The following is an 11,225-nucleotide window of genomic DNA, read 5'->3' as shown; positions in this document are numbered from 1 at the left end:
AGCGGGCGTTTATGGTGGGCACGCTGACCTCCTAGTTGAATGCGATGAAGGCGGTGGCAGCACCCGCTGCCGGAACCAGAGACCCCAGAGACCCGCCATTGGATTCAACCGGCTGCACTGGGATCAGCGGGGCTGCGGCGCCGGTGAAAGGGTCTCGCGATGCGACATGGGTCTGCGGCGGAACGGATCCGTCGAGCTGCGCCAGAACGGTCTGGAACCGACCGCGATATGCCTCGGCCAGGGAAGGCGTGCGGGAATGATAGGCCCCGGCAGCGGCGGGCCAGGATCCAAGCTCGGCATAGAGATCCTTGAGAAACCTTGCGGCGTAGGTGGCGTTCTCGTGCGGGTCGAACATCGCGTCAATCGATCGGAAGGCCTTGCCGTGCCATCGGTAATTTATCTGAAAACACCCAATGTCAAAGCTGCGCTTGCCGGCTTTGAAAATCCGGAAAACATAGGCCTTCGCCTCAACCTCGGAGGTGAACCAATAGCCCCGCCCTTCGACATTGATGGTCCAGGGCCAGGGTTGCAGCCGCCCGTCATGGGTGCGCCCCGTCTCAACCCGTGAAATGGCGCGCAGAACGTCCAGTGGCACGTCTTCGGACAGTGCGGCCCGGCGCGCGGCCTGATCGCAGATGTCACCTGTTCGGGCATCGGGCATGGCAAGCCCGGCCTGCGGTATCAGCGCAAGCGTCAGCACAAAGACGATCGAGGCGAAACGATGGGGCATTCTGCCGGTCCGGGATTCGGGTCATTCCGGGCCAAGCTAGCCAGTGATGGGTTTACAGAGGGTTATCGCCCCATCATTTTCGGTCGATCCGACGCCCGAATACGACGCTGGTATTGGTGCGCAGAACGCCGGGGATTTTGGCAAGTTCATCGACCAGAATATCCAGATCCTCGATCCGGGGGGCCTCGGCAGACAGTAGCAGGTCAAATTCGCCATTGATCGACAGGCAGCGTTTGACTTCGGGATAGGCCTCAAGCCGTTTGATGATGCGGTTGGTTTCTTTTTGCTGGACCTCAAGCATCACGATCACCTGCACGCGCGGGGTATCGTCGGTGGCGTGCAATTGAACGGAATAGCCCGCGATGACGCCGCGTTCTTCCATGCGTTTGATCCGCTCGTGCACGGTCGTACGCGCCACGCCCAGCCGGGCCGCGATATTCGTGGTCGATTCACGGGCATTGTGCTGCAGCGCAGTGATGATGCGGCGGTCGAGCTGATCCATGGGGCCTCCGGCAGGGTCGCTTTGGTGTAAAGCACAAGCGCCCGTAGGCTCAAGGCTTCTGCGCTGCGGGTTCTTTGCCGGATCGCGGCCAGATGATCAGTGCAGCAGCGATCCCCAAGACCGATGCGCAGGCTATCATGGTCATGACCACGGTTGCGCCGAAACGGGTCATCAGCCACCCCGATAGCGGATAGAGGAGCAGCCAGCAGGCATGGGAGGGGGTGAACTGGGCGGCAAGACGGCAGGTCGATCCTCGGGCTGGGCCGAGTGGGTCAAAAGGCGTCCCGAGGGGGTCAGGGTTATTGAATAGCCAAAACCCACGCAGGCACAGGGCGACTGCGACGCGGATCAGCACCCGCGTGGCATTTGTGATTGCTTTCCCGACTGCAAACAGCTGCTGGGCAACGTCGGAGCAGAGCGCGCGATCCTCGAGCATGGCAATGACTTTCGCCAGATGCCCATGCGCCCGTTTCAGGCGGGCGGTGATTTGCGGGTGCGATTCATGCGCGCGATCAGTTTTGATTTATCCTTCTCCTCGCCATGAGGATACTATCAGGGCTGCAGAGCGACAGAATGCCCAACCACAGGGTCAGCGTTGAGTTTGCCGGACAAACCGCCTATCTCGGGGGCGAGACCGCACAAAGGAAACCTCTGTGGCAAACCACCTGTATAAAAACGACCTGCCCGACGGGCTGGACCTTGGGCCGATCGTGGCCATTGATTGTGAAACCATGGGGCTGAATCCGCATCGGGATCGTTTGTGCGTGATCCAGATGTCCGGCGGCGACGGCAACAGCCATATTGTTCAGGTTGAAAAGGGGCAGACGGAGGCTCCGAACCTTTGCGCCATGCTGGAAGACGCAGATGTGCTGAAACTGTTTCATTTCGGGCGTTTCGATATTGCCGCGATGTATCATGCCTTTGGGGCATTGGCCGCGCCGGTCTATTGCACCAAGATCGCCAGCCGCCTTGTGCGCACCTATACCGACCGCCACGGGCTGAAAAACCTGTGTCAGGAGCTGATTGGCGTTGATATCTCGAAGCAGCAGCAGATGAGCGATTGGGGGGCCGAGACCCTGTCTGAGGCGCAACTGGAATATGCGGCGTCAGACGTATTGTATCTGCACCGCCTGCGGGATGAGTTGAACAAACGGCTGGCCCGCGAAGGCCGGACCGAGATGGCGCAGGCCTGTTTTGACTTCCTGCCGATGCGTGCGAAACTCGATCTTGCAGGCTGGCCCGAAACGGATATTTTTGCGCACTCATGACCGATACCGAAGCATTCCTGAAAACCGCCCGTCAGGTTGTCACTGACGAGGCCCGCGCGCTGGACGCGCTGGCCGAAAGCCTGAACGAGGATTTTGCCGAAGCGGTGCAGCTGATCCTGCAGGCCACCGGTCGCATCATCATCAGCGGTATCGGCAAGTCGGGCCATATCGGCCACAAGATCGCGGCCACATTGGCCTCGACCGGCACGCCCGCCTATTTCGTCCACCCCGCCGAGGCGAGCCACGGTGATCTGGGCATGGTATCCAGAGGCGATGTGGTTCTGGCGATCTCGAATTCCGGCGAGGCGCCGGAGCTGGTGAACCTGCTGGCCTTTACGCGCCGCTTTGGCATTCCGCTGATCGGCCTGTCCAGCAAGCCGGAAAGCACGCTGATGAAGCAGGCAGACGTGCATCTGCTGATCCCGTCCATGGGTGAGGCCTGCGGGTTCGGCATGGTGCCCTCGATCTCGACCACGCTGACGTTGGCCATGGGCGATGCGCTGGCGATTGCGCTGATGAAGCACCGTGATTTCAAGCCCGAGGATTTCCGCGCCTTCCACCCCGGCGGCAAACTGGGCGCGCAGCTGTCCACGGTCCGTGACCTTATGCATGCCGATCTGCCCGTGGTACGGTCCGGCACCTCCATGAGTGAGGCTCTGCTGGTCATGAGCCAGAAAAGCTTTGGCGTGGTGGGTGTGACAGATGATTCAGGTCGCCTTTTGGGCATCGTCACGGACGGCGATTTGCGCCGTAATATGGACGGGCTGTTGAACAAGACCACGGATGAGGTCATGACCCGTGACCCTATGACCATCGCGCCCAACGCCATGGCGGAAGAGGCCGTGGGCATCATGAACGACCGCAAGATCACATCGCTGTTCGTGGTTGATCCCGACGCGGATGGGCAGGCTCAGGGTCTGTTGCATATCCACGATTGTCTGCGCGTCGGTCTGGGTTAGGGAGTGACACGGTGGACCGCTATTCCCGCATGGTTCAGTTCCTCAAGGTGCTGCTGCCGCTGACGGCGATTGTCTTGCTGTCCACCGTTTTCCTTCTGTCGCGCAGCATCGAGACGGATGTCTCGGTGCCCTTCTCGCAGGAGGATATTGAAGATCGTCTGGCCGGGCAGGTCATCACGCAGCCCAACTATCGCGGCACCACCAAAAAGGGCGAAGAGGTCCAGATCCAATCGACCAAGGTAGCCCAAGGGGCCGAAGGCGGCGGGCCCACAGCATCGCAGTTTCGTGGTCGGTTCGGGATGCTGAACGGAGGTGAGATCAAGCTGGATTCCAATTCGGGCCTGATCCGGCCCGACAAGGGGACGGCAACCTTTGTCGGCGATGTGGTGATTACCACCACGGATGGCATTCTGGTCACGACCGACCTGCTGAATACATCGCTGGACGAAATCCGCGGCGACACCCCCGGCCAGATCGATGGCACCGGCGTCATAGGCACATTCTCTGCCGGTCGTATGCAATTTGGCACTGAAAAAAAGGACGGTCCGGTCCATATTCTTTTTACAGACGGCGTGAAGTTGGTATATGAGCCAACAAAAGCAGAAAGATAACCTGTGATCCATTTTCGATTTCTCTTTGTTTGCATGGCTCTGTTGACGGGCCCTGTTTCTGCCATTGCTCAGGAAGCGCAGGTCGCGTTCGGTTCGGTCAAGGCCGACCCCAGCCTGCCGGTCGAAGTGACCTCGGACTCACTAAACGTCAATCAAGAGGACGGATCGGCCGAGTTTGTCGGCAATGTGATCGTGATTCAGGGCGAAATGCGCCTGTCGGCTGAGCGGGTACTGGTGATCTATAGTCAGGATCGATCCTCCATCGAACGGATGGAGGCGACCGAGAATGTCGTTCTGGTCAGCCCTCCGGATGCCGCCGAGGGGGATCGGGCCGAATATACCATCGACACGGGCGTGATCGTGATGAAGGGCAATGTGCTGCTGACACAGGGGCCCAGCACGATCAGTAGCGACCAGATGATTGCCAACCTGACCTCGGGCACCGCAACGATGACGGGCCGTGTCAAAACCATCCTGCAGCAGGGCGGTGGAAACTGATGGCGGCCCCGAACCTGTCTGTCGCGGAAGGAAGCGCAGGTCTGCGCATCGAGAAACTGCGCAAGTCCTATCGGAAAAAGACCGTGATCCGGGATGTGTCCATGACGCTCGACCGGTCCGAGGTTGTCGCGCTGCTGGGTCCGAACGGGTCGGGCAAGACCACGACCTTTTACTCAGTCGCCGGGCTGGTCTTTCCCGAAGCGGGGAAAGTCACGATAGACGGTCAGAATGTCACGACCCTGCCGATGTATCGACGCGCGCGTCTTGGGATCGGGTATCTGCCGCAGGAGATGTCGATTTTCCGCGGCATGAGCGTCGAGGACAATATCGCCTCGGTTCTGGATATCACCGTCAAGCACGCCCATCGCCGGAAAGAGCGGTTGGAGGAGCTGCTGTCGGACTTCTCGATCGAACACCTACGCCGCGCGCCAGCGCTTGCCCTTTCGGGCGGTGAACGGCGCCGGGTCGAGATCGCGCGCTGTCTGGCCGCCGATCCGAAATATCTGCTGCTTGATGAACCTTTTGCGGGTGTTGACCCGATCAGTGTGGGCGACATCCGGCATCTGGTGGCAGACCTCAAGAAACGTGGGATCGGCGTGTTGATCACCGATCACAACGTGCGCGAAACGCTCGAGATCGTTGATCGCGCTTATATCCTGCATGACGGGCAGGTTCTGATGTCGGGCACGCCCGACGAAGTGGTCGAGAACGAAAATGTGCGCCGGGTTTATCTTGGCGAAAACTTCCGTATTTCATAGGGTTGGGCGATTTTCTGCCGGACGCTTCGCGGAAATCGAGTATATACACCTCTGTTTTGATTGACTCTTCCGCCGCCTCTTGTCTCAAATGGGGTATGGCATTTATTCGGTTCCAGTCTGGATCTCGACACCCCTTCACCGAAGGGCTGGGACGGCAGCAACCGATCAAAATGTCGACATCCCCCACCCGATAAAAACAAGCATGTTGCGCGACGCGACGTCAGAATGGGTGTGAATTGTGAAGGAGAACACATGCGTTACCAAATCAGCGGAAAACAGATCGACATCGGTGCGGCCCTGCAGACCCACGTGCAGACCGAACTGGGCGAGGTTGTTGGCAAATATGCCCAGCGCCCGACCGACGCCAATGTCGTCTTTTCCCGTTCGGCGCATGAATATGTATGCGAAACGACTGTACATTTATCCACCGGCCTGACCGCTCAGGCCAAGGCCCACGCAACCGAAATCTATGCGGCGTTCGAAGCATGCTGCGACAAGATGGAAACGCAGCTGCGCCGCTACAAGCGCCGCCTGAAGGACCATCACAAGGATCGTTCTGAGCCTGTTGAACTCTTTGGGGCGTCCTCTTATATCCTCGCCTCTGACGAATCGAACACGGCAGATGAACCCGAATCGCTGCAGCCCATGATTGTGGCTGAGATGGAAACGAAGATCCCATCGCTCAGCGTTGGTGAGGCCGTAATGCAAATGGAACTTGCCGGAGCGCCGGTGTTGGTGTTCCGGAATGAGAACAAGGATGGGTTGAATGTCGTATATCGCCGCGACGACGGTAATATCGGCTGGATTGATCCTTAAACAGGCAAGTTGAGAGAGGTCGGCCCTGGCATGCCGGGGCCGCTATGGAGCATGATCATGGAGCTTTCGAGCATTCTCAAGCCCGAAGCAGTGCGTGTGTTATCTGCTGCGTCCAGCAAGAAGCGACTGTTTCAGGAAATCGGCGACGTCGCAGCCGGAGCCTTGGAGCTGGATGCCCAGGTCGTGGTAGATTGTCTGCTGGAACGCGAAAGCCTCGGGCCCACGGGTGTGGGTCATGGTGTGGCTCTGCCGCATGCGCGATTGGGCGGGATTGATTCGGTCTCGGGCGTTTTTGTGATGCTTGAGAAACCGATCGACTTTAGCGCGGTAGACCGCCAGCCGGTGGATATCGCCTTTGCGCTGTTTGCGCCCGAAGAGGCGGGTGTGGATCACCTCAAGGCTTTGGCGCTTGTGTCACGCACCCTGCGGGATAGCGCGGTTTGCGCCAAGCTGCGGGCGAACCCGGATCCGGTCAAGCTCTATGCGATTCTGACCGAGGCGCAATCCATGCAAGCCGCCTAAAGCCTTGTGAAATTGAAAAAAGCCCGCGAAAACCGCGGGCTTTTTTGTTTCTGGGGTCGGGCCTGTCGTCAGCCGCCGGTTCCCATTTCCAGCGTCCACCAGATCTTGCCGCCGTTTTCCTGATGCCAGGCAAAGCCCATCTGGGTGGCCTTTGGGTCCATGATCACCGACCGGGGGCCGGGTTCCTGCATCCAGGCGGCCAGAGTCTCGGTTTCCGTCTCATAGGTTTCCGAGATCGCCTCGCCCAGGAATGTCCCGAAATAGCCCACGCGCGCTGCCCGGTCGATCGGGGATGAGCCATCCGATCCAAAGTGCCAGGGGCGATTCTGCCGGGCCATGTCCTTGGAATGCGTAGCGGCTGCTGCGTTCAACTGAGCGTTCAGCTGAACGGACTGCAAACCCTGCGCCTGCCGCAGCGCGTTCACCGAATCGAGCATGCGGAACTGCAGCTTCTCGGGGTTGCCGCGAATTTTGTAAGCTTTGGGCAAAGGGCGACCATCGGCACCCAATGCCGTGGTGCTCGTGTCGGTACATGCCGCCAAGGCGACAAGGCAAATCAACAGAAAAGAAAAGATACGCGTCATGGTCGACCTGATTATTGTGTCGCTACCGGGCATAACGCGCTAGGCTGTCTTGAGCAAACGCACAATGACCACAGCCTGCATGATTCTGCCGGTTTGGTTTGCGACTGAAGCATTCTGGCAATAAAATGGGACAAATTTTCCATTTCACCATAACGAAGGACCGTTTTGTCATGGTCAAGAAGCACATTCCTCTTTCGTCCCGCCGGGGATTTCTGGCCGGCGCAACGGCTATGCTGGCCTCGCCTGCCATCGCGCAATACATTCCGGGCGACCCGCTGCGCCCGGCACCTGAACCCGAAGCCCCTGTTCGGCGCAATGTCTCGGGCTTTCGGGCGCTGGACTGGCAGCCCTATTTCTCGAACACCAGAAACGGGGCCATTCTGGTCGATACCACGTCACGAGCGCTGCATTATTGGTCAGATGATCAATCTCTATACAAACTCTACCCCTCTTCGGTTCCGTTGACCGAGGAAATGACCCGTCGCGGGCGCACCAGCGTCATTCGCAAGGTCGAGGGGCCAAGCTGGTCTCCGACACCGTCGATGAAGAAACGAAACCCCGAATGGCCCGACTACATCCCGCCCGGCCCCGATAACCCGCTGGGAACGCACGCTTTGTACTTGGGGTGGAAATATTACCGTATCCACGGCACCCATGACACGCGCAAGATTGGGCGAAAATCGTCGAATGGCTGCATCGGCCTGTTCAACGAAGATATCGCCGAGCTGTTCGCAATGGCCAAGGTCGGCACGCAAGTGTTGCTAATTTGACGACATTTTCGCACGCCAACTCGTTTTATCGGCAAGTTGTAATTGCATTCCAACCGCTTTGCTGATTAGAAAAATATTACGAGGTAAGTCTTAGATGTGCGGTTCCGAGGAATGGAGCCGTGCAGATTCTGGAGGTTAATATGAAAAAACTCGTTCTCGCCGCTGCACTGACCGCTGCTGCTTCGACCGCTTATGCCGGTAACCTGGAAGAGCCGGTAGTTGAGGCACCTGTTGTTGTTGAAGAAACCCAAGGTTCGTCGCAGGGCATCATCCTGCCGCTGATCCTGTTGGTTGTTGTTGCCGCAGCTGTTGCAGCAAGCTAATTCGACGAGCATTATCCAGAGAAAAGGCGGTGGAGCTTTCCACCGCCTTTTTTCATGCCCAGCTGTCGGGGCTGGCTATAGCGTTTCGAGTTTGTGCTGAATCGCTTATTCGGTGCCTCTCCCGTTGATCGAACGCGAAAAACGATTCAAATCAAACGCAAAGCGATCTAGCCCAGCCAGCCGTTCAGGTTGTCTTCGATGATCTTGCCCAAAGCGGCGATATGCGAATCATCGTCATTGAGGCAGGGGATATAGGTGAAGTGTTCACCGCCAGCCTCTTCAAAGCTTTCCTTGATCTCTTCGTTGATCTCTTCCAGCGTTTCGATGCAATCGGCCGAGAAGGCCGGTGCAATCACCGCGATGTTCTTTTTGCCCTGTTTTGCCAGATCAGCGACGTGGTCGACCGTATAGGGCTTCAACCACTCTTCCGGGCCAAAGCGTGACTGGAAGGTTGAAACAAGCTGATCGTCCGACCAGCCGAGCCGCTCTTTAAGCAGCCGAGAGGTCTTGACGCATTGGCAGTGATAGGGATCGCCCTGTTGCAGATAGCGTTCCGGCATCCCGTGATAGGAACAGACCAGCACATCCGGCTTGGTGTCCATCTTGGCATAGGCGCGCTCGACGGATTGGGCCAACGCTTCGATATAGGCGGGTTCGTCGTAATAGGCGGGCACCGTACGGCTTGCAGGTTGCCACGGTTCCTCCATTAGGCAACGGAAGAACTGGTCATTGGCGGTTGCCGTCGTGGCACCGGCATAGTGCGGGTAGAGCGGGAAGAACAGGATGCGGTCGCAGCCTTCCGCCACCATATTCCGGACCTTGGATTTGGTCGACGGATTGCCATAGCGCATGCAGAAATCGACCATCACCTGATCGCCATAGCGGGCCTGCATCGCATCGCGCAGCTTGGCGGTCTGGTCCTTGGTGATCGTCATCAGCGGGCTTTCACCCTTGTCGTGATTCCAGATCGATTTGTACGCCTCGCCCGAGCTGAAGGGGCGCTTGGTCAGGATGATCGCCTGCAGAATCGGCTGCCATTTCCACGCCGGATAGTCGATCACACGGCGGTCCGAGAGGAACTCGTTCAGATAGCGGCGCATCGGCCAATAGCTGTAGTGGTCGGGCGTGCCCAGGTTGGCCAGCAGGATGCCCACGCGCCCCATTTTAACCTTGGGGTGGTCGGCTGGTGCATGCACGGGGCGTGTGGCGTCAAACATTTGGGTCTTCCTGCATTTTCTGGGTCTGGCCTGAGATAAGGGGAAATGTCCGGTCGTCAATCAGACAGTTTGCCCTCGTCGGTGCCAAGGGCTTCGGCAAGGCGCATCCGTGCGGATCCGGGGCGCAGCGGTTTGGGTTGGCTGTCGTCGGGCGACCAGCCGGTCAGGCAGATCATCTCGAACGTTGCGGGCAGGCGGCCTTGAGGCGTTGCGAAGTGTTCTGCGTAGATGCTCTGCGCGCGTTCGAACACTTTGCGTCGGGTCGCGGTTTTCAATCGGTTGGTCAAAACGTTTGTCTCGCCCATCGCGCGCAGGTCCTGCATTAGGTGGGTCAGGTCGCGATACTCCGCCGTCAAAGGCACCGCATCCGCCACCGGCAGCGCCAGCCCGGCGCGTTGCAGCAGAGCGCCCAGATCCCGCAGCTCTCCCATCGGGGCGATTCGGGGGCTGAGCCCGCCGGTCACTTCGACCTCGGCCTGTCCGAGGGCAGCGCGCAACTGGTGCAGGGTTTCTCCGCCAAGGCAGACGATCAGAAGCAACCCGTCCGGGCGCAAGGCCCGGTGACATTGGATCAGCTGGCCGACCGGGTCATTGGCCCAGTGCAGGGCCATCGCGTGAACAACCAGATCATGTGCGCCGGGCGTAAGCTCGAGCGTTTCCTGATCCGCCACAAGTGTCGCGCCGGGCAGGGCATCCTGCCAGATATGCACAAAAGGGGTCACAATCGCGGGTGCCGTAAAGGTTCTGTTAACCATGCTCAGCCGATCCTGCACTTCGTCCACAGCGGCGCGGTGCAGGAACAGGGCCTCATCCCGAACCCGCGCGCGGCGGTGGCGCAGGGTGGCTCGGTCGAACAGAGAGGGTGCATTGGACGCAGGCATTTTCATACCCCGCAGGTATCGCATTTGGCCCAAAGTTCAAACCGCGTTGCACCTGATCTATCCCCCGCGATGCCTGAACTGCGGAGAGCTGACCGAATCCGACTTTGGCCTATGTGCCACATGTTGGCGGGACACGCCGTTCATCGGCGGAACGGTCTGCGACAGTTGCGGCATGCCCGTCCCCGGCGAAAGCGACGGCTTTCGGATCGACTGTGACGATTGCCGAAAAACACCTCGCCCCTGGAAAGACGGGCGCGCGGCACTGCTGTATAAAGGGCGGGCGAAATCCTTGATCCTCGCGTTGAAACATGGCGACCGCCCCGAGCTGGCCAAACCCGCCGCGCGCTGGATGGCGCAGGCAGGCCGAGAGGTTCTGAAGCCTGACATGTTGATCGCTCCGGTTCCGTTGCACTGGTCTCGTTTGGTGAAACGGCGGTACAACCAATCGGCGCTTCTGGCGCAGCATCTGGGGCGCGAGACGGGGTTGGAGGTCTGCCCGGACCTGCTGGTGCGAACGGCGCGCACGCCGGTTCTGGACGGCAAAACAGCCGCCCAACGCGCCGAGGCACTGGATGGGGTCATTGCGCCGCATCCCAAGCGGCGTCAGCGCGCCAAAGGGCGCGATATCCTGCTGGTGGATGACGTGATGACTTCAGGCGCCACACTGGCGGCCTGTACGCGGGCATGCCTTGCCGCCGGGGCAAATCATATTTTCGTGTTGGTGCTGGCGCGCGTTGCCAAGGATGCCTAATTCGCACAAGATCGTGTGAAACCCGAAGGGACGGA

General features: G+C 59.2%; 16 protein-coding genes. 10 read left to right on the top strand and 6 right to left on the bottom strand.

Translation table 11 applies throughout. The annotated features are described in order from the left end of the window. Window positions 1–31: 31 nt before the first annotated feature. The 3 genes from AC2FD8_RS02335 to AC2FD8_RS02325 all read right to left on the bottom strand — a co-directional run bounded on the left by AC2FD8_RS02335 (window position 32) and on the right by AC2FD8_RS02325 (window position 1,668). Window positions 32–730 carry a lytic transglycosylase domain-containing protein gene (locus AC2FD8_RS02335; RefSeq protein ID WP_496853492.1) on the bottom strand — a complete coding sequence of 233 codons (699 nt, stop codon included), beginning with the start codon at window positions 728–730 and terminating at the stop codon, window positions 32–34. Window positions 731–803: 73 nt separating this feature from the next. Further along, window positions 804–1,232, bottom strand: coding sequence for an Lrp/AsnC family transcriptional regulator (locus AC2FD8_RS02330; RefSeq protein ID WP_496853493.1), 429 nt, complete (start codon window positions 1,230–1,232; stop codon window positions 804–806). Window positions 1,233–1,281: 49 nt separating this feature from the next. Then, on the bottom strand, window positions 1,282–1,668 hold the full coding sequence (locus AC2FD8_RS02325; protein WP_496853494.1) for a metal-sensitive transcriptional regulator: 387 nt from the start codon (window positions 1,666–1,668) through the stop codon (window positions 1,282–1,284). A gap of 217 nt (window positions 1,669–1,885) precedes the next feature. Between AC2FD8_RS02325 and AC2FD8_RS02320 the strand changes: the two genes are divergently transcribed. The 7 genes from AC2FD8_RS02320 to AC2FD8_RS02290 all read left to right on the top strand — a co-directional run bounded on the left by AC2FD8_RS02320 (window position 1,886) and on the right by AC2FD8_RS02290 (window position 6,664). Then, on the top strand, window positions 1,886–2,500 hold the full coding sequence (locus AC2FD8_RS02320; RefSeq protein ID WP_170641863.1) for a ribonuclease D: 615 nt from the start codon (window positions 1,886–1,888) through the stop codon (window positions 2,498–2,500). After that, window positions 2,497–3,459, top strand: coding sequence for a KpsF/GutQ family sugar-phosphate isomerase (locus AC2FD8_RS02315; protein WP_496853495.1), 963 nt, complete (start codon window positions 2,497–2,499; stop codon window positions 3,457–3,459). The genes AC2FD8_RS02320 and AC2FD8_RS02315 overlap by 4 nt, the downstream gene beginning before the upstream one ends. Before the next feature lie 11 nt (window positions 3,460–3,470). Further along, window positions 3,471–4,070 (top strand): LPS export ABC transporter periplasmic protein LptC, encoded by a 600-nt coding sequence (locus tag AC2FD8_RS02310; protein ID WP_496853496.1) that lies wholly within the window; start codon window positions 3,471–3,473, stop codon window positions 4,068–4,070. 33 nt (window positions 4,071–4,103) lie between these two features. Next, window positions 4,104–4,568, top strand: a complete 465-nt coding sequence (locus AC2FD8_RS02305; protein WP_496853497.1) for an LptA/OstA family protein — start codon at window positions 4,104–4,106, stop codon at window positions 4,566–4,568. Next, a complete protein-coding gene (gene lptB, locus AC2FD8_RS02300; RefSeq protein ID WP_170702772.1) occupies window positions 4,568–5,326 on the top strand; it encodes an LPS export ABC transporter ATP-binding protein in 759 nt (252 codons plus the stop codon). The genes AC2FD8_RS02305 and lptB overlap by 1 nt, the downstream gene beginning before the upstream one ends. Window positions 5,327–5,578: 252 nt before the next feature. After that, the gene (gene hpf, locus AC2FD8_RS02295) at window positions 5,579–6,142 is read left to right on the top strand and encodes a ribosome hibernation-promoting factor, HPF/YfiA family (RefSeq protein ID WP_170379957.1); all 564 of its coding nucleotides are present in this window, start codon (window positions 5,579–5,581) and stop codon (window positions 6,140–6,142) included. A gap of 57 nt (window positions 6,143–6,199) precedes the next feature. Beyond that, on the top strand, window positions 6,200–6,664 hold the full coding sequence (locus AC2FD8_RS02290; RefSeq protein ID WP_496853498.1) for a PTS sugar transporter subunit IIA: 465 nt from the start codon (window positions 6,200–6,202) through the stop codon (window positions 6,662–6,664). A 68-nt stretch (window positions 6,665–6,732) separates the two neighbouring features. Here AC2FD8_RS02290 and dalA read toward each other — a convergent pair whose 3' ends face one another. Continuing rightward, window positions 6,733–7,248 (bottom strand): divisome-associated lipoprotein DalA, encoded by a 516-nt coding sequence (gene dalA, locus AC2FD8_RS02285; protein WP_496853499.1) that lies wholly within the window; start codon window positions 7,246–7,248, stop codon window positions 6,733–6,735. Window positions 7,249–7,418: 170 nt separating this feature from the next. Between dalA and AC2FD8_RS02280 the strand changes: the two genes are divergently transcribed. Together AC2FD8_RS02280 and AC2FD8_RS02275 are read left to right on the top strand one after the other, a co-directional pair. Continuing rightward, the gene (locus AC2FD8_RS02280; RefSeq protein WP_496853996.1) at window positions 7,419–8,018 is read left to right on the top strand and encodes a L,D-transpeptidase; all 600 of its coding nucleotides are present in this window, start codon (window positions 7,419–7,421) and stop codon (window positions 8,016–8,018) included. A gap of 140 nt (window positions 8,019–8,158) precedes the next feature. Beyond that, the gene (locus AC2FD8_RS02275) at window positions 8,159–8,341 is read left to right on the top strand and encodes a hypothetical protein (protein ID WP_010442520.1); all 183 of its coding nucleotides are present in this window, start codon (window positions 8,159–8,161) and stop codon (window positions 8,339–8,341) included. A gap of 167 nt (window positions 8,342–8,508) precedes the next feature. Here the strand turns inward: AC2FD8_RS02275 and hemH are convergent, their stop codons facing one another. Together hemH and AC2FD8_RS02265 are read right to left on the bottom strand one after the other, a co-directional pair. Beyond that, window positions 8,509–9,558 (bottom strand): ferrochelatase, encoded by a 1,050-nt coding sequence (gene hemH / locus AC2FD8_RS02270; RefSeq protein ID WP_496853500.1) that lies wholly within the window; start codon window positions 9,556–9,558, stop codon window positions 8,509–8,511. Between the two features lie 56 nt (window positions 9,559–9,614). Next, window positions 9,615–10,445, bottom strand: a complete 831-nt coding sequence (locus tag AC2FD8_RS02265) for a class I SAM-dependent methyltransferase (protein ID WP_496853501.1) — start codon at window positions 10,443–10,445, stop codon at window positions 9,615–9,617. A gap of 40 nt (window positions 10,446–10,485) precedes the next feature. Here AC2FD8_RS02265 and AC2FD8_RS02260 point away from each other — a divergent pair, with 40 nt between their 5' ends. Continuing rightward, window positions 10,486–11,190: a double zinc ribbon domain-containing protein gene (locus AC2FD8_RS02260; RefSeq protein WP_496853502.1), complete on the top strand. Its 705-nt coding sequence runs from the start codon at window positions 10,486–10,488 to the stop codon at window positions 11,188–11,190. Window positions 11,191–11,225: the final 35 nt, after the last annotated feature.

Source organism: Ruegeria sp. YTSC192 (genome assembly GCF_059609705.1).
This window is presented reverse-complemented; position numbering and strand designations above follow the sequence as displayed.

What these genes read in the sequence shown, in the direction of transcription:
- AC2FD8_RS02335 (WP_496853492.1), bottom strand. Translation starts at nt 730, where the DNA reads ATGCCCCATCGTTTCGCCTCGATCGTCTTTGTGCTGACGCTTGCGCTG.
- AC2FD8_RS02330 (WP_496853493.1), bottom strand. Translation starts at nt 1,232, where the DNA reads ATGGATCAGCTCGACCGCCGCATCATCACTGCGCTGCAGCACAATGCC.
- AC2FD8_RS02325 (WP_496853494.1), bottom strand. Translation starts at nt 1,668, where the DNA reads ATGCTCGAGGATCGCGCGCTCTGCTCCGACGTTGCCCAGCAGCTGTTT.
- AC2FD8_RS02315 (WP_496853495.1), top strand. Translation starts at nt 2,497, where the DNA reads ATGACCGATACCGAAGCATTCCTGAAAACCGCCCGTCAGGTTGTCACT.
- AC2FD8_RS02305 (WP_496853497.1), top strand. Translation starts at nt 4,104, where the DNA reads ATGGCTCTGTTGACGGGCCCTGTTTCTGCCATTGCTCAGGAAGCGCAG.
- lptB (WP_170702772.1), top strand. Translation starts at nt 4,568, where the DNA reads ATGGCGGCCCCGAACCTGTCTGTCGCGGAAGGAAGCGCAGGTCTGCGC.
- hpf (WP_170379957.1), top strand. Translation starts at nt 5,579, where the DNA reads ATGCGTTACCAAATCAGCGGAAAACAGATCGACATCGGTGCGGCCCTG.
- AC2FD8_RS02290 (WP_496853498.1), top strand. Translation starts at nt 6,200, where the DNA reads ATGGAGCTTTCGAGCATTCTCAAGCCCGAAGCAGTGCGTGTGTTATCT.
- dalA (WP_496853499.1), bottom strand. Translation starts at nt 7,248, where the DNA reads ATGACGCGTATCTTTTCTTTTCTGTTGATTTGCCTTGTCGCCTTGGCG.
- AC2FD8_RS02280 (WP_496853996.1), top strand. Translation starts at nt 7,419, where the DNA reads ATGGTCAAGAAGCACATTCCTCTTTCGTCCCGCCGGGGATTTCTGGCC.
- AC2FD8_RS02275 (WP_010442520.1), top strand. Translation starts at nt 8,159, where the DNA reads ATGAAAAAACTCGTTCTCGCCGCTGCACTGACCGCTGCTGCTTCGACC.
- hemH (WP_496853500.1), bottom strand. Translation starts at nt 9,558, where the DNA reads ATGTTTGACGCCACACGCCCCGTGCATGCACCAGCCGACCACCCCAAG.
- AC2FD8_RS02265 (WP_496853501.1), bottom strand. Translation starts at nt 10,445, where the DNA reads ATGAAAATGCCTGCGTCCAATGCACCCTCTCTGTTCGACCGAGCCACC.